The sequence below is a fragment of the Mycolicibacillus trivialis genome, assembly GCF_002102395.1.
GTDB classification, from domain to species: Bacteria; Actinomycetota; Actinomycetes; order Mycobacteriales; family Mycobacteriaceae; genus Mycobacterium; species Mycobacterium triviale.
In genome coordinates this window covers 77,168-92,519 of sequence record NZ_LQPZ01000006.1, presented here as the reverse complement: position 1 = coordinate 92,519, position 15,352 = coordinate 77,168, and the positions used below count along the sequence as shown (strand labels likewise).

General features: G+C 70.4%; 15 protein-coding genes and 2 tRNA genes. 10 read left to right on the top strand and 7 right to left on the bottom strand.

The features are described 5' to 3' along the window. The first annotated feature begins 6 nt into the window (after positions 1-6). Both AWC30_RS17290 and AWC30_RS00955 read left to right on the top strand, forming a co-directional pair. Complete coding sequence (locus AWC30_RS17290) at positions 7-708, top strand: MmpS family transport accessory protein (RefSeq protein WP_109561871.1); 702 nt, start codon at positions 7-9, stop codon at positions 706-708. Positions 709-772: 64 nt separating this feature from the next. Continuing rightward, complete coding sequence (locus tag AWC30_RS00955) at positions 773-1,336, top strand: hypothetical protein (protein ID WP_085107551.1); 564 nt, start codon at positions 773-775, stop codon at positions 1,334-1,336. A gap of 10 nt (positions 1,337-1,346) precedes the next feature. Here the strand turns inward: AWC30_RS00955 and AWC30_RS00950 are convergent, their stop codons facing one another. Continuing rightward, positions 1,347-2,576 carry an MFS transporter gene (locus tag AWC30_RS00950; protein WP_085107548.1) on the bottom strand — a complete coding sequence of 410 codons (1,230 nt, stop codon included), beginning with the start codon at positions 2,574-2,576 and terminating at the stop codon, positions 1,347-1,349. A gap of 53 nt (positions 2,577-2,629) precedes the next feature. Next, positions 2,630-3,847, bottom strand: coding sequence for an oxygenase MpaB family protein (locus AWC30_RS00945; RefSeq protein ID WP_085107545.1), 1,218 nt, complete (start codon positions 3,845-3,847; stop codon positions 2,630-2,632). Positions 3,848-3,931: 84 nt separating this feature from the next. Between AWC30_RS00945 and AWC30_RS00940 the strand changes: the two genes are divergently transcribed. From AWC30_RS00940 to AWC30_RS00920, 5 genes are all read left to right on the top strand, one after another. After that, entirely contained in the window at positions 3,932-4,549 is a 618-nt protein-coding gene (locus tag AWC30_RS00940; protein ID WP_085107706.1) for a TetR/AcrR family transcriptional regulator, read from the top strand. Positions 4,550-4,568: 19 nt separating this feature from the next. Further along, entirely contained in the window at positions 4,569-5,384 is an 816-nt protein-coding gene (locus tag AWC30_RS00935) for a fumarylacetoacetate hydrolase family protein (protein ID WP_085107543.1), read from the top strand. Beyond that, entirely contained in the window at positions 5,381-6,847 is a 1,467-nt protein-coding gene (gltX, locus tag AWC30_RS00930) for a glutamate--tRNA ligase (RefSeq protein WP_085107540.1), read from the top strand. The genes AWC30_RS00935 and gltX overlap by 4 nt, the downstream gene beginning before the upstream one ends. Before the next feature lie 106 nt (positions 6,848-6,953). Further along, positions 6,954-7,025, top strand: a tRNA-Gln gene (locus tag AWC30_RS00925). 72 nt (positions 7,026-7,097) lie between these two features. Beyond that, positions 7,098-7,170 (top strand) — tRNA-Glu (locus AWC30_RS00920). 65 nt (positions 7,171-7,235) lie between these two features. On the opposite strand, the gene AWC30_RS00915 is transcribed toward AWC30_RS00920, so the two are convergent. After that, entirely contained in the window at positions 7,236-7,739 is a 504-nt protein-coding gene (locus tag AWC30_RS00915) for a pyridoxamine 5'-phosphate oxidase family protein (protein WP_085107537.1), read from the bottom strand. A gap of 20 nt (positions 7,740-7,759) precedes the next feature. After that, positions 7,760-8,461, bottom strand: coding sequence for an IclR family transcriptional regulator (locus AWC30_RS00910; RefSeq protein ID WP_085107535.1), 702 nt, complete (start codon positions 8,459-8,461; stop codon positions 7,760-7,762). Between the two features lie 35 nt (positions 8,462-8,496). On the opposite strand from AWC30_RS00910, the gene leuC reads away from it, so the two are divergent. From leuC to AWC30_RS00895, 3 genes are all read left to right on the top strand, one after another. After that, the gene (gene leuC, locus AWC30_RS00905; RefSeq protein ID WP_085107532.1) at positions 8,497-9,909 is read left to right on the top strand and encodes a 3-isopropylmalate dehydratase large subunit; all 1,413 of its coding nucleotides are present in this window, start codon (positions 8,497-8,499) and stop codon (positions 9,907-9,909) included. A 25-nt stretch (positions 9,910-9,934) separates the two neighbouring features. Further along, a complete protein-coding gene (gene leuD, locus AWC30_RS00900) occupies positions 9,935-10,531 on the top strand; it encodes a 3-isopropylmalate dehydratase small subunit (protein ID WP_085107529.1) in 597 nt (198 codons plus the stop codon). Positions 10,532-10,717: 186 nt separating this feature from the next. Beyond that, the gene (locus tag AWC30_RS00895) at positions 10,718-11,428 is read left to right on the top strand and encodes an HU family DNA-binding protein (RefSeq protein ID WP_085107526.1); all 711 of its coding nucleotides are present in this window, start codon (positions 10,718-10,720) and stop codon (positions 11,426-11,428) included. 68 nt (positions 11,429-11,496) lie between these two features. On the opposite strand, the gene mutT1 is transcribed toward AWC30_RS00895, so the two are convergent. From mutT1 to cofC, 3 genes are read right to left on the bottom strand one after another with little or no spacing between them, the layout of a single operon-like run. Beyond that, positions 11,497-12,429, bottom strand: coding sequence for an 8-oxo-(d)GTP phosphatase MutT1 (gene mutT1 / locus AWC30_RS00890; protein ID WP_272937742.1), 933 nt, complete (start codon positions 12,427-12,429; stop codon positions 11,497-11,499). 52 nt (positions 12,430-12,481) lie between these two features. Then, positions 12,482-14,650, bottom strand: a complete 2,169-nt coding sequence (locus tag AWC30_RS00885; RefSeq protein WP_085107523.1) for an RNA degradosome polyphosphate kinase — start codon at positions 14,648-14,650, stop codon at positions 12,482-12,484. Between the two features lie 12 nt (positions 14,651-14,662). Further along, positions 14,663-15,325, bottom strand: coding sequence for a 2-phospho-L-lactate guanylyltransferase (cofC, locus tag AWC30_RS00880; protein ID WP_085107520.1), 663 nt, complete (start codon positions 15,323-15,325; stop codon positions 14,663-14,665). Between the last annotated feature and the right edge of the window lie 27 nt (positions 15,326-15,352).

Sequence of the window (15,352 nt, the reverse complement as noted above, 5' to 3'; positions counted from 1 at the left end):
GCCGCAATGCCTCATCAGGAGTACGGCGGGTCGCCGTATGGCCAGCAGCCGCCGCCCGGCGGTCAGCCCTACGGCGCTCAGCCCTACGGCGGGCAGCAGCCCTATGGTGGGCAGCCCTATGGTGGCCAGCCGTACGGCGCCGATCCCTACGGGCAGTACGGCGCTCCGCCCTACGGCGGTCAGCCCTATGGCGGTCAGCCCTACGGCGCCCCGTACGGTGCGCAGCCTTACGGCGCTTCGCCCTACGGCGAGCTGGGGATGCCTCCCGGCGGGCCGCCGCCGAAGAACAAGCTGCCCTGGATCATCGGTGCGATCCTGCTCGTCCTGGTGATCCTGGTGGGCGCGGTGCTGATCCTGGCCGGCGGCTCGGACAAGTCCGACGACAAACCCGCCTCGACCCCGGGGTCACCGGGCGCGAGCACCAGCGCGAGCCAGGCGCCGGCCGACAGCATCACCTACGAGATCACCGGCAGCATGAAATCCTCGCTGTCGGTGGGCTACATGGGCGACAACGACGCGACGGTCACCGCCACGGTCAGCGACCTGCCGTGGTCGGTCACGATCTCGCCCGCACCGAGCGTCGCCAGCATCTTCGCGATCAGCATGGACATCCTCGGCGACGATCCCGACGTGACGTTGAAGATCAAGCGCGGCGACACCGTCCTGCGCGAATGCAAGATCATGGACCCCTGCGTGACCACCACCTGACCGCCCGACGGCCGCGCCCACCGGTTCGCCCGGCACGCGGAGAATCCGGTGTTAGGCTGCCGCAATGACGAACCCGGAGCACAGCGGGCCCGACCACGGTCAGCAGCCCCCGGTGTGGCAGGGGAGCGGCGCGCAAACCCAGGACGACGCCGTGACCCAGGAGATCGCCCACCCGCAGCAGCCTGCCGTCACCCCGGCCCGGCGCAGCGCGAAGCCGTGGCTCATCGGCGCCGCCGTCGCCGTGGTCGTCGTGCTGGTGATCGCCGCGGCGGTCGCCCTGGCCAGCCGGTCGTGGGACGGTAAGGACCGCTCGACGGCGGCGGGGCCGGCCGGGCCGACCACCAGCGTGGTCCCGATCGACGAGATCACCTATGAGATCACCGGCATTCTCGACGCACCACTGGCGGTGCTGTACACCGACTTCGACGGCCTGCAGTTCAACGACACCGTCGCGCAACTGCCCTGGACGATCACGCTGGCGCCCGAACCGCGGTTTCTGAGCTTCCTGGCCCGGCCGCTGGACCTCAACGACGAAGAACCCGTGGACATCACGTTACGGATCAAGCGCGGCTCCACCGTGCTCAAGACCTGTGAGGGCGTCGGCGTCTGCGATTACTCGGCCACCTGACCGCCTCGACTCAACGGTCGACGCGCTCGGCATCGGTTGCCGCCGCGTCTGATTCGCCGCGAGTCAGCCGGGCCTTGACCGGCACCAGCGGCCAGGCGGTGAGCACGATCACCCCGCACGCCGCGAACGCCATCGGATAGCCGATCGCCCCGATGACGGCACCGAAGACCGGGGGAGCGGCCGCCGCGGTCAGCCGCTGGCTGGTGTTCTGCGCACCCAGCGCCCGCCCGCTCCAGTACGGGCCGGCCACCTCGGCGATCGCGGTGGACGACAAACCGTTGTCGAGCACCGTGATCACCGCGGCGACGACGATCGCCGCCGTCGCCGCCGGCGAACCGAGGGAGGCGGTCACTCCGAGTAACACCATGGTCATCGCCCCGGCCAGCGCCAGCGTGCGCACCGGACGCAGCCGCGACCCGACCCGGTCCGACCAACGGCCGGCCGCGACCCGGAACGCCGCCCCGAGCAACTGGGCCACCGTGACCATCGCCCCGGCGGTGGTGATCGACAGGTGCTGTTCGCGGATCAGCCAGACCAGCATGAACGTCGAGATCACCGCCTGCGGAACCATCATCACCGCCGAGGCGGCGTGGATGCGCCACAGGACCGAGGACCCGCGGTAGGGGCTGGCGAGTTCCTCGGGCGGGGCTGCCGCCAGTGGGGCCCGCGGCGGGTCGAGCACACCCAGCGCACACGCCACCGCGGCCAGCGTGCAGATCATCGCCGGGAACTTCAGCGCCGGCTCCAGCCCGTGCTGGGCGAAGCGGGGGATCACCATGGCGCCCAACGCGATCCCCAACGGCTGGGCGGTCTGCCGTATCCCCATCACCAGCCCGCGCTGGTGCGCCGGGAACCAGCCAGCCACCAACCGTCCACTGGCGGTGTTGGCGCAGGCCGCGGCCATCCCGCCGAGGAACAGGAAAACCCCCACCAGCGTCAGCGAATCCATCGACGCCGCGGCGAAACACGCCGCGCCGGTCAGCGCCATCCCGAAGCTGAGCACCACCCGCTCGCCGATGCGGTCCAGCAGATAGCCCCACCCGTAGAGGGTGAGCACCATCCCGGCGCTGGGCATCGAGGCGAGCAGGCCGGCCTGGGCGAGGTTTGTGTCGCGTTTGCTCTCCAGCATCGGGATGACGAACGCGATCCCGTTGATGAACGTGAAGGCGCACAGCGTCGCCGCCAGCGAGACGATCAGGATCCACCACCGCGTCGCGGTGCTGATCGAATCGGCGGCCACCGATCGATGGTGCCACACCGGGCCCGGGCGCGCCGGGTCCGTGATCAGCCGGATCAGCCGGTCTTGGCCATCACCAGCTTGTCGTGGCGGCGGTAGCTGCGGTCACCGCCGGTCTCGGCGAACCCGCGGCCGACGAACCGCCGTCGGGTCCAGTGGCCGATCTCCTCGTTGAGCCGGGTCATCCCCGGGATCACCCGCTGGAACTCCATCACCCGGTTGACCGCCGAGATGCCCAGCACCGCGGCCTGCAGCGGCTTGCTGTCCAGCAGGCCGAGCTGGTCGGCGTTGGTCTTGCCCAGCACCAGCCTGCTGTAGGAGGACAGCACCGCCCGGGCGATCGACATCGGCACGTCGTCGTCGGGCTGGGAGCCGTGCAGCGCCTCGGCCAGCGCCTTGGAGTCCTCGTCGGGTAGGAACTCGGTGTCGGCCTGCAGCCAGAACATCCGCCAGGTGTCGGCCTCGTCGACCGGCATGAGCTCGCGATCCACCCCCATCAGCTGGCCGACGTAGCGCCACAGGTGGAACACCGCCTCCCGCTCCCGTTCGGAGAACCGCAGCCCCATCGCCTGGCACCCGACCAGGTTGGCCAGCGAGAACAGCATCACGGTGCCGGCCATCTGGGCCTGGTTGAGCGGATGGTCCCAGTTCTCGAAGTCCCAGTCCGGGCGGCGGCACATCGCCGAGCGGACGATCGCGTGCATCAGCCGCACCCGCAGCGTGCCGGTGAAGCCGGGCGCGAACCGCTCCAGACCGCCGGGGGAGGTGGCGTCGATGTACCAGGTGGCGGTCTCGTTGAGCCGGCGCGGCGCCATCCGGCGCAGGTCGCCGGTGCCCACCAGCGGCTTGTCGGCCTTGGAGGCCAGGTATCCGCCGGTCAGCGCCAGGCCGGGCAGGGCGAACCCGATGCCCCACAGCCCGGTGCGCATGGACACCCGGGCGGCCAGCGCCAGCTTGTCGTCGTCGAGCCAGTACGGGCGCTCGTCGACCTGGGCGAAGAAGGCCACCAGCTCCTCCGGCGGATCCGGCACGGCGTCGATGCCGCGCTCCACCGCGATCTCGAACAGCTTGCGCCCCTCACCGGTGGGCATCCGCTGGATCATCGCCACCACGCCGTCGGCGAGCGGGTCGCCGATCCGGGACCACTGCCGAAACGATTCCCGCTGCGTCTCGGTGGCGGCCAGGTCGCGCGGTGCCAGCACCCGCAGGAACACGTTGAAGGGGAAATTCTGCAGGAAGGGCGGGGTGGGGAGTTTCTGGTCGGCGGTGGTCATCGTGGCGCTACCTCCCGTTCATGGGCATCTGGTGACAGTCTTCACCAGATATCGCGGGTGGTCAAGGATGTGACAATGGTCGTCATGGCGGAGCGGGCGCGAACCTACGGCGGCGCCACCGGAAGCGAGCGGCAGTCCCGGCGGCGGGCGGCGCTGCTCGACGCGGCGTTGGACACCATCGCCGCCGACGGGGTCGCCGCCGTCACGGTGCGTGGGGTGTGCCTGCGCGCCCGGCTCAACGACCGGTACTTCTACGAGAGCTTCCGCACCGTCGACGACCTGGTGCTGGCCGTCTACGACGGGCAGAACGCCCGCGCCTTCGCGGCGATGCTGCCCGCGATCGAGTCCGCGCCGCCCGACCCGGTACAGCGCGCCCGCGCGGCGATGAGCAGTGGGCTGGACTTCCTGTGCGCCGACGCCAGGCGCGGGCAGCTGCTCATCGAGGCGCAGACCACCGAGGGACTGCGGTCCCGCTGGCGCGATCTGGTCAAGATGCTCGCCACCGTGATGGCCGAGCAGGGCCGGGTGCTGCTGGCCGGCCAGCAGCCGGTGGACCCCGACATCGACTTGGCCGCGCTGACCCTGGTCGCCGGCGGGTTCGAGGTGGTGACGCTGTGGCTACGCGGCGAACTCGACGTCAGCCGCGCCCACCTGGAGGACTTCCTGGTCACCATGGTCACCGCCCGCCAGCCCGCGCGGTGACCTCGCTAGGCTGTCACGAATGCACCTGGGTCGAATCGCCAGCCCCGACGGCGTCGCTTTCGTCAGCATCGACGGTGACCCGCAGGTGGCTCGAGAAATCGCCGAACACCCGTTCGGCACTCCGACATTCACCGGCCGGTCCTGGCCGCTCGCCGACGTCCGGCTGCTCGCGCCGATCTTGGCCACCAAGGTGATCTGCGTCGGCAAGAACTACGCCGCGCATGCCGCGGAGATGGGCGGTGACGCCCCGGCGGACCCGGTGATCTTCCTCAAGCCCAACACCGCCATCGTCGGCCCCAACGTGCCGATTCAGTTGCCCGCCAACGCCGCACCGGTGCACTACGAAGGGGAGTTGGCCGCGGTGATCGGGCGGCCGTGCAAGGACGTGCCCGCCGCGCGCGCCGCCGAACACATCCTGGGCTACACCATCGCCAACGACGTCTCCGCGCGCGATCAGCAGCAGGCCGACGGCCAGTGGACCCGGGCGAAGGGCCACGACACGTTCTGTCCGGTCGGCCCGTGGATCGTCACCGACGTCGACCCCGCCGACCTCGAACTGCGCACCGAGGTCAACGGCGAGGTCAAGCAGCGGAGCCGAACGTCGATGATGCTGCACGACATCGGCGCGATCGTGGAATGGGTCTCGGCGGTGATGACCCTGCTGCCCGGCGACCTGATCCTCACCGGCACGCCCGAGGGCGTCGGCCCGATCGAGCACGGCGACACCGTCGCGATCACCGTCGAGGGGATCGGCACCCTGTCCAATCCCGTTGTCCGCAAAGGAAACCCCAGGGGGGCCCGCGCAGGCGGAGCAGAAAGCAGAGGAGAGGAATGACGGTCCGGGTCAGGTTCTGTCCGTCGCCCACCGGCACCCCGCACGTCGGGCTGATCCGCACGGCCCTGTTCAACTGGGCCTACGCCCGCCACACCGGCGGCACACTGGTGTTCCGGCTGGAGGACACCGACGCCGAACGCGACAGCGAGGACAGCTACCTGGCACTGCTGGACGCGCTGCGCTGGCTGAACCTCGACTACGACGAGGGCCCGGAGGTCGGCGGGCCGTACGGCCCCTACCGGCAATCCGAGCGCAAGGACATCCACCGCGACGTGGTCGACCGGCTCCTGGCCGCCGGCGAGGCCTACGAGGCGTTCTCCACCGCCGAGGAGGTCGAGGAGCGCCACCGCGCCGCCGGACGCAACCCGAAACTGGGCTATGACAACCACGACCGCGACCTCAGTGAGCAGCAGCGCGCCGCGTTCCTGGCCGAGGGGCGCCGGCCGGTGGTGCGGCTGCGGATGCCCGACGACGACCTGGCCTGGCCCGACCTGGTGCGCGGCGAGACGGTCTTCCCGGCCGGCTCGGTGCCGGACTTCGCACTGACCCGGGCCAGCGGGGACCCGCTCTACACCCTGGTCAACCCGGTCGACGACGCGTTGATGAAGATCACCCACGTGCTGCGCGGTGAAGACCTGCTGTCCTCCACGCCGCGCCAGATCGCGCTCTACCGCGCGCTGATCCGGATCGGGGTGGCCGACCGGGTCCCCGAATTCGGGCACCTGCCCAGCGTTTTGGGGGAGGGCAACAAGAAGCTGTCCAAACGCGACCCGCAGTCCAGCCTGTTCGCCCACCGCGACCGCGGGTTCATCCCGGAGGGCCTGCTGAACTATCTGGCGCTGCTCGGCTGGTCGATCGCCGACGACCGCGACGTGTTCGACATGGCCGAGATGGTCGCGGCCTTCGACGTCGCCGACGTCAACTCCAACCCGGCGCGGTTCGACCAGAAGAAGGCCGACGCGATCAACGCCGAACACATCCGCCGGCTGGAACCGGCCGACTTCGCCGCCCGGCTGGCCGCCCACCTCGCCGGCCACGGCCACGACACCGGGCTCACCGACGAGCAGTTCCGCACCGCCGCGGAGCTGGTGCAGACCCGCATCGTCGTGCTCGGCGACGCCTGGGACCTGCTCGCCTTCCTCGACGACGACTCCTACGCGCTGGACCCCAAGGCCGCGGCCAAGGAACTGCGTCCGGCGGCACGCCCGGTGCTCGCCGCCGCGGTCGACGCGCTCGACGGTGTCGCGCACTGGACGGCCGCCGAGATCGAGGCGGCGCTGAAGGCCGCGCTGATCGAGGGCCTGGAACTCAAACCGCGTAAGGCGTTCGGGCCGGTGCGGGTGGCCGCCACCGGCTCGGTGGTCAGCCCGCCGCTGTTCGAATCGTTGGAGTTGCTCGGCCGCGAACGCAGCCTGGCGCGGCTACGCGACGCCGCCGCGGGCATCCCGGACGAAGCGGACTGAAAAACTTTGGTAGTCTGCACCACGGCCCGCAACGGCCGGTCACGGTGGACCCCAGCTCGCTGAGAAAACGGGCTAATCCGCTGCGACCAGCGGTTTTGGGAGCCAATGGGGTATGGTGTAATTGGCAACACAGCTGATTCTGGTTCAGCCATTCTAGGTTCGAGTCCTGGTACCCCAGCGAAGTGCGCTCATCCGGCACGATTAGGTGGGCGCCCCGATGTGGGCTATGCTGGCAGCCCGGATCGGTTCTGGCCCCGTCGTCTAGCGGCCTAGGACGCCGCCCTCTCACGGCGGTAGCGTGGGTTCGAATCCCATCGGGGCTACAGCGCAAAAGTCCCCCATTCCCGTCGGAATGGGGGACTTTCGTCTGTCGGGGGCCGACCGTGGCTCAGCCGGCCGCCGGCGCGGTGGACCCGCCCAGCGGCATCGCCGGCAGGCCCAGTTTGCGGTGGTCCCAGGACCGGGTGCGCCGCGGCACGATACGCACCGCGATCCGCTTGTTCATCATCATGTCGACCGCGGGTTTCATCTCGTCGGTGTACGGACCGGTGTAGCGCTCGAAGACGCTCACCCCGACCCGGAACAGCGTGTCGGCGTCGTCCTCGACGAGTTCGGCGACGCCCTCGAAGGAGACCCCGCGCAGCGTGTCGTAAGTGTGGCCGCCCTCGATCAGGAAGCTGACCCGCGGGTCGCGGCGCAGGTTCACCGCCTTCTGCGACTTCGCCTTGGTCTCCAGCCAGATCTCGCCGTCGAGCACCGCGTACCACATCGCGGTCAGATGCGGCTGGCCGTCCCGGCCGACGGTGGCCAGTGTCCCGGTGCGGCTGGTGGTGACGAAGTCGGCGACCTCGGCATCGGACATGACGATCTGTGCGCGCTGATTGGTTCCCATGGGCCAAGTCTGGCAGGCGCTCAGAGCCGCTGAGTCAGCGCGTCCGCGGCGCCGAGCAGGTCGTCGGCCCAGCGCTCCCCGGGCCGGCGGCCCATCCGGTCGATCGGGCCGGAGACCGACACCGCGGCGATCACCGCACCGCGGCCGTCGCGCACCGGCGCCGAGACGCTGGCCACGCCCGGCTCGCGCTCGGCGGCACTCTGCGCCCAGCCGCGCCTGCGGACCTCGGCGAGGGTCCGGTCGCCGAACCGGGCCTGCGGCAGCACCGCGCGTCGGGTCTCCGAATCGGCGTAGGCAAGCAGCACCCGCGCCCCGGAGCCGGCGGTCATCGGCAGCCGAGCGCCCACCGGCACGGTGTCGCGCAGCCCGGTTGCCGGTTCCAGGGCGGCGACGCAGACCCGCCAGGTGCCGTCGCGGCGATACAGCTGGACGCTCTCGCCGGTGGTTTCGCGCAGTTGCGGCAGGATCGCCGCGCCGGCGGCCAGCAGCGGGTCGCTGACGTGGGTGGCCAGTTCGGTGATCGCATGACCCAGTTGCCAACGGCCGTCGTTGTCGCGGGCCAGCAGCCGGTGGGTCTCCAGCCCGGCGGCCAGCCGATGGGCGGTGGCCCGGGGCAACCCGGTGCGTTCGCACAGCTCGGCCAGCCCGCAGGGGGACTGCGCGACGGCCCAGAGCACCCCGGCGGCTTTGTCGAGTACGCCGATGCCGCTATCCTGTCTCATAGAGCGATACTAACGTCTCAGAATGTGAGAACCTCATGAACCAGCAGCCGCGCACGATGGCGCAGAAGGTGTGGGACCAGCACGTGGTGGTCTCCGGCGGCGGGACCGAACCCGACCTCATCTACATCGACCTGCACCTGGTCCACGAGGTGACCAGCCCGCAGGCCTTCGACGGCCTGCGGCTGGCCGGCCGGCCGGTGCGCCGCCCCGACCTGACCATCGCCACCGAGGACCACAACGTCCCGACCACCGACATCGACCGGCCGATCGCCGACCCGGTGTCGCGCACCCAGGTCGAGACGTTGCGCCGCAACTGTGAGGAATTCGGCATCCGCCTGCACCCGATGGGCGACATCGACCAGGGCATCGTCCACATCATCGGCCCGCAGCTCGGGCTGACCCAGCCCGGCACCACCGTCGTGTGCGGGGACTCGCACACCTCCACCCACGGCGCGTTCGGCGCGCTGGCGATGGGCATCGGCACCTCCGAGGTCGAGCATGTCCTGGCCACCCAGACACTCTCGCTGCGCCCGTTCAAGACGATGGCGGTCAACGTCGACGGCGAACTGCCGCCCGGGGTCAGCGCCAAGGACCTGATCCTGGCGGTCATCGCCAAGATCGGCACCGGCGGCGGCCAGGGCCACGTCATCGAGTACCGCGGCAGCGCCATCGAGGCCCTGTCGATGGAGGCCCGGATGACGGTGTGCAACATGAGCATCGAAGCCGGTGCCCGCGCCGGGATGATCGCCCCGGACGCCACCACCTACGAGTTCCTGCGCGGTCGCCCGCACGCGCCGACCGGGGCACTGTGGGACGAGGCGGTCGCCGCCTGGGACGAGTTGCGCACCGACGAGGGTGCGGAATTCGACACCGAGGTCTACCTCGACGCCGCCGAACTCAGCCCGTTCGTGACCTGGGGGACCAACCCCGGCCAGGGCGTCCCGCTGGGCCAGGCCGTCCCGGACCCGGAGATGATGGTCGACGACGTCGCCCGTCGCGCGGCCGAGAAAGCCCTGACTTACATGGACCTTCAGCCCGGCACCCCGATGCGCGACATCGGCGTGGACGTCGTTTTCGTCGGCTCGTGCACCAACGGCCGTATCGAGGACCTGCGGGTGGTCGCTGACGTGCTGCGCGACCGCACCGTGGCCGACGGGGTGCGGATGCTGATCGTCCCCGGCTCGATGCGGGTGCGGGCCCAGGCCGAACAGGAGGGCCTCGGCGACATCTTCACCGCCGCCGGCGCACAGTGGCGCCAGGCCGGTTGCTCGATGTGCCTGGGCATGAACCCCGACCAACTGGCCGCGGGGGAGCGTTGCGCCTCAACCTCGAACCGCAACTTCGAAGGCCGGCAGGGCCGCGGCGGCCGAACCCACCTGGTGTCACCGGCGGTCGCCGCCGCCACCGCGGTGCGCGGCACGCTGTCCTCCCCGGCCGATCTGGACTGACCCACCCGTCACGCAGGAGAACACGATGGAAGCCTTCCACACCCACACCGGCATCGGCGTCCCGCTGCGCCGGTCCAATGTCGACACCGACCAGATCATCCCGGCGGAGTACCTGAAACGGGTGACCCGCACCGGTTTCGAGGACGGCCTGTTCGCATCCTGGCGCAACGATCCGTCGTTCGTGCTCAACCTGAGCCCCTTCGACAGGGGGTCGGTGCTGGTGGCCGGGCCCGACTTCGGCACCGGCTCCTCACGCGAGCACGCGGTTTGGGCGCTGATGGACTACGGCTTCCGGGCCGTCATCTCGTCTCGCTTCGCCGACATCTTCCGCGGCAACGCCGGCAAGGCCGGGCTGCTGGCCGCCGAAGTAGACCAGGACGGTGTCGAACTGCTGTGGAAACTGATCGAGCAGCAGCCCGGACTGGAAATCACTGTCAACCTTAAGGATCGGACCGTCAGCGCCGATACCGCCGTGCTGCCGTTCGCAATTGACGACTACACCGCCTGGCGGCTGCTCGAAGGACTCGACGATATCGGCCTTACGCTGCGGAAACTCAGCGAAATCGAGGAATTCGAGGCGAGCCGGCCGGAATGGAAACCGCGGACCCTGCCCACCGGCTGACCGCTTCGCGAGCCGCTGTGCGGCTTTGCTGTCTCCGGCTGTACCTCCGGTAAACCGCGGCACCCCCGCTGCCCGAGGGCGCGACATTCTTTGCTGAAACTGCGCGTGGCTCTTGGAAATCAACCAGCACAGGGTTTACCGTGTCCCCAGTCGGTCCAAACCGGGCCACTGATTTCGGAGGACTGAATGAACAAAGCAGAGCTGATCGACGCCCTGACCGAGAAGATGGGCACCGATCGCAAGCAGGCGACCGCGGCGGTGGAGCACGTGGTCGACACCATCGTGCGCGCCGTGCACAAGGGCGAGAGCGTCACGATCACCGGCTTCGGCGTGTTCGAGAAGCGCCGTCGCGCAGCCCGGGTCGCCCGTAACCCGCGCACCGGCGAGACGGTGAAGGTGAGGCCGACTTCGGTTCCGGCGTTCCGGCCCGGGGCCCAGTTCAAGGCGGTCGTCTCGGGTTCGCAGAAGCTTCCGGCGTCCGGTCCGGCGGTGAAACGCGGTGCGGCCGCGGCGACGACGGCCAAGCCCGCGAAGAAGACCGCGGCCAAGAAGACCGCCGCGAAGAAGACCACCGCGGCCAAGAAGACTGCGGCGAAGAAGACGGCGGCCAAGAAGGCGACCGCCACGAAGTCGACGGCCACCAAGGCGGCGGCGAAGAAGGCGCCGGCCAAGACCGCGGCGAAGAAGACCACCGCGGCCAAGAAGACCACCGCGGCGAAGAAGACCGCGACCAAGAAGGCCACCGCCACCAAGGCGGCGACGAAGAAGGCGCCGGCCAAGACCGCGGCGAAGAAGACCGCCGCCGCCAAGCGGGCGCCGGCCAAGACCGCGGCGAAGAAGACCACCGCGAAGAAGACGGCGGCCAAGAAGACCACCGCGCGTCGCGGCCGCAAGTAGGCCATTTCCAGCGAGCGCTGATGCGCCGCCGGCGGACTCGCCGGCGGCGCATCACCGTTTCTGCGCTGCTAGCCCGACGCGTCGGCCGCCAGCGGGCTGGGCAGGTGATCGGCGGCGATCAACCGGTCACCGGCCAGCGACAGCACCCAGGTGCTGCCCTTGCGGTTCCCGCTCGTGCTGACCTTCACGCCGTCCCGTTCGCACCACCAGGCGATCAGGTCCGGAATCACCTTGCCCTGGGTGCAGATCACCGGCGTCGACGGCGCCGCGGCACCGTCGCGCACCCCGGCGATCTGCAACACCCGGCGGCGCGCCTGACGGGGATCGCGTGCGTAGGCCTCCTCGGTCAGCGAGGGCTCATTGCCGACCGGCACCCCGAGCCGCTCGGCCAGCGGCGCGACGGTCTGATGACAGCGCACCCGATCGGCGGCGTGCACCTCGGTGGCGCCGAAGGCGCACAACAACTCCACCAGCGCCGCCGCCTGCGCCCGGCCCTTCTTGTCCAGGGGCCGCAGGGTGTCGTCCCCGGTGAAGCGCCGCCGGCTGCCTGCGGTGCCGTGCCGGACGATCAGCACGGTGCGGGTATGCGCGGGCTGTTTGAGGAAGGCACGCAACACCTTCCGATCGGTGGTGTAGCCGAGCCGGTCCAGCGCATCGGGCGCCGGCAGCCACGCCAGCTCGTCGACCTCGTCATTGGGCGAGAAGCGCCCGCCGGTCTCCCGTGCCGCCCAGTACCGCACCCGTTTGGTCGCGCGCGTCAGCGGGTAGGTCACCGTGATCAGGAACCGACCCAGCTCGGCGTGATGGCCGGTCTCCTCCAACAGCTCCCGCACCGCGGTGACCGGCTCCACCTCACCAGGGTCGACCTTGCCCTTGGGCAGCGACCAGTCGTCGTAGCGGGGCCGGTGGACCAGCGCGACCTCCGTCGCACTGGCGCGGTCGCGCCACAGCACAGCGCCGGCGGCGCACACGAGTCGGTCCGGCCGGGTCTGCTTGGGCACCGTGAGTGTCTCCTGGGTTGCGGGTCGGTCGGAACGGATCCGGCGGGCGCGGTCAGGGGGTGCGCCGGCTCTCCATCAACGCCACCTGGTGGTCGCGGACGCTGCGCCCGTCGCGCGGGTGAGCCGTCCACCGGCCGTCGGAATCCAGCTCCCAGCACCGGGTCGCCGGATCCAGCGCCGAATCGAGCACCCCGCAGAGCTGGTCCACCAGCCGCGGATCCTTGACCTGGACCATCACCTCCACCCGGCGGTCGAGGTTGCGGTGCATCATGTCGGCACTGCCGATCCAGAACTCGTCGATGGCCTGGAAGTGGAACATCCGGGAATGCTCCAGGAAACGCCCCAGAATCGAACGGGCGACGATGTTCTCGGAGAACCCCGCCACCCCGGGACGCAGGGCGCAGATCCCGCGCACCACGATCTCGACCGGCACCCCGGCCTGCGAGGCGCGGTAGAGCGCATCGATGACCTGCTCGTCGACCAGCGCGTTGGCCTTGATACGGATCCGGCCGCCACCGTGCTCCAGATGGGCGGCGACCTCCGCGGCGATCCGCTCGACGATGCCGACCCGGATCCCGCTGGGCGCCACCAGCAGGTTGCGGTAGGCCACGTTGCGGGAGTAACCGGTCAGCGAATTGAACAGGTCGGTCAGGTCGGCGCCGATGTCGGGGTCGGCGGTCAGCAGGCCGACGTCCTCGTACAGCCGGGCGGTCTTGCTGTTGTAGTTGCCGGTCCCGATGTGGCAGTAGCGCCGGATCGTCGGGCCCTCCCGACGCACCACGAGCGCGGTCTTGCAATGCGTCTTCAAACCCACCAGGCCGTACACCACGTGCACCCCGGCCTGTTCGAGCGCACGCGCCCACTTGATGTTGGCCTGCTCGTCGAAGCGCGCCTTGATCTCCACCAGGGTCACCACCTGCTTGCCCGCCTCGGCGGCGTCGATCAGCGCCCGCACCAGCGGCGAATCCCCGGACGTGCGGTAGAGAGTCTGCTTGATCGCCAGCACGTTCGGGTCGGCGGCGGCCTGCTCGATGAACCGCTGCACGCTGGTGGAGAACGAATCGTAGGGGTGGTGTACCAGCACGTCGCCCTCGCGCAACGTCGCGAAGATGCTCTTGGGGGTCTCCCGCTCCGCGAACGCCGGATGGGTCGCCGGGACGAACGCGGGATCCTTCAGATCGGGGCGGTCCACCGCGTAGATCTGCCACAGCGCCGAGAGGTCCAGCAGCCCCGGCACATTGATCACGTCGCCGGGATCCACCGACAGTTCCCGCAACAGCAGCTCCAGCATGTTGTCGGTCATGTCGTCGGAGACCTCAAGGCGCACCGGCGAACCGAACCGGCGGCGGGCCAGCTCGCGCTCCAACGCCTGAAGCAGATCCTCGTCGCGGTCCTCCTCGACCTCGAAATCGGCGTTGCGGGTGATGCGGAAGACGTGGTGCTCGACGATCTCCATGCCCGGGAACAACTCCGGAAGGAACGCCGCGATCAACTCCTCCATCGGCAGAAACCGCACCGCGGGCGGGCTCTCCGGCTCACCCTCGGGCTCGCTGAGTTCGATGAACCGGTCGACGTTGTCGGGCACCTTGATCCGGGCGAAGTGCTGGCCGCCGTCGTCGGGCATCCGGACGGTGACCGCCAGGTTCAGGCTCAGCCCGCTGACGAACGGGAACGGGTGCGCCGGGTCCACCGCGAGCGGGGTCAGCACCGGGAAGACCTGCTCCTGAAAATAGGTCGACAGCCGTTTGCGTTCGGCCTTACCCAGATCGGTCCAGGTGACCACGTGGATGTTCTGCTCGGCCAGCGCCGGTCGCACCGAGTCCAGGAACACCCGGGCGTGCTGGGTGGCGTTCTGCTGGGACCGTTCAGCGATCCGACGCAGCTGCTCGCGCGGGGTCAGCCCGTCGGCCGAACGCACCGACAGGCCCATCTCGTGGCGGCGTTTGAGCCCGGCCACCCGCACCATGTAGAACTCGTCGAGGTTGGAGGCGAAGATGGCCAGGAACTTCAACCGCTCCAGCAGCGGCAGCGAGGTGTCGGCGGCCAGCGCCAGCACCCGCTGGTTGAAATCCAGCCAGCTCAGCTCGCGGTTGAGGTAGCGGTCCTCCGGCAGGGCATCGACGACCGTCGGGATCGTGGCCGCCGGCGGCGCCCCGGGGGCGGGGGCGCGCGGGTCGGTGCGCGGTTCGGTGTCGGTCACCCTGCGATCATCCCCCAACACCGGGCCGCGGTGCTACCGCTGCGCACCGTCGCGGGCCAGCACCCTGGCGGTCTCGGCGCCCAGGCCCAGCCCGCGCGCGACGGCCAGATCCTCCGGGGTGTCGATGTCGCAGCGCAGCCCGGGCCATCGCCCGGCCAGCTCCACCGCCCCGGACCGGCGATGCCCGGCCGCCGAATCCGGCCCGAACCGCGGGGACAGCGCGGCCCCGAACGCGAACAGCGCCGCGGTGCCGGTGGTCTGCCGGTCGGCGACGAAGCTGCGGGCGTGGTCGCGGGCGGCCGCCAGGGCCGCGGCGAGCTCCTCGGTGCGCAGCGCGGGAAGATCCCCCTGCAGCACCGCCACACCCGCGCTCCGGTCGGCCAGCGCCGTCTCGCCGTGACCGATCGCCTGATTGAGCGGGTCGGGGTGGCCGGCCGGGGTGGGATCGGCCAACACCCGGGCGCCGTGGCGCCGGGCGGTGTCGGCCGCCGCCTCGTCGGGGGTGACCACCAGCACCGGACCCAGGCCGGGCACCGCCGTCGCGGCGGCCAGCGTGTCGGCCAGCATCGCCAGCACCAGCGCCTCCCGGGTGCGATCGGGCAGCGCCGAGGCCAACCGGGTCTTGGCGACCGTCAGCCGCTTGACGGCGATGATCAGACCGATCCCGGTCCCGGTCTGGCTGCCCACGCGCCACATCCTGCCAGCACCGGTCGGGCCGGCGGG

Bases quoted from the DNA above. Each gene is read 5' to 3' on its own strand.
- AWC30_RS00940 (WP_085107706.1), top strand. From the start codon at position 3,932: ATGGCGGAGCGGGCGCGAACCTACGGCGGCGCCACCGGAAGCGAGCGG.
- leuC (WP_085107532.1), top strand. From the start codon at position 8,497: ATGAACCAGCAGCCGCGCACGATGGCGCAGAAGGTGTGGGACCAGCAC.
- cofC (WP_085107520.1), bottom strand. From the start codon at position 15,325: ATGTGGCGCGTGGGCAGCCAGACCGGGACCGGGATCGGTCTGATCATC.
- AWC30_RS00945 (WP_085107545.1), bottom strand. From the start codon at position 3,847: ATGACCACCGCCGACCAGAAACTCCCCACCCCGCCCTTCCTGCAGAAT.
- AWC30_RS00915 (WP_085107537.1), bottom strand. From the start codon at position 7,739: ATGGGAACCAATCAGCGCGCACAGATCGTCATGTCCGATGCCGAGGTC.
- AWC30_RS00955 (WP_085107551.1), top strand. From the start codon at position 773: ATGACGAACCCGGAGCACAGCGGGCCCGACCACGGTCAGCAGCCCCCG.
- leuD (WP_085107529.1), top strand. From the start codon at position 9,935: ATGGAAGCCTTCCACACCCACACCGGCATCGGCGTCCCGCTGCGCCGG.
- AWC30_RS00895 (WP_085107526.1), top strand. From the start codon at position 10,718: ATGAACAAAGCAGAGCTGATCGACGCCCTGACCGAGAAGATGGGCACC.
- AWC30_RS00910 (WP_085107535.1), bottom strand. From the start codon at position 8,461: ATGAGACAGGATAGCGGCATCGGCGTACTCGACAAAGCCGCCGGGGTG.
- AWC30_RS00935 (WP_085107543.1), top strand. From the start codon at position 4,569: ATGCACCTGGGTCGAATCGCCAGCCCCGACGGCGTCGCTTTCGTCAGC.
- gltX (WP_085107540.1), top strand. From the start codon at position 5,381: ATGACGGTCCGGGTCAGGTTCTGTCCGTCGCCCACCGGCACCCCGCAC.
- AWC30_RS17290 (WP_109561871.1), top strand. From the start codon at position 7: ATGCCTCATCAGGAGTACGGCGGGTCGCCGTATGGCCAGCAGCCGCCG.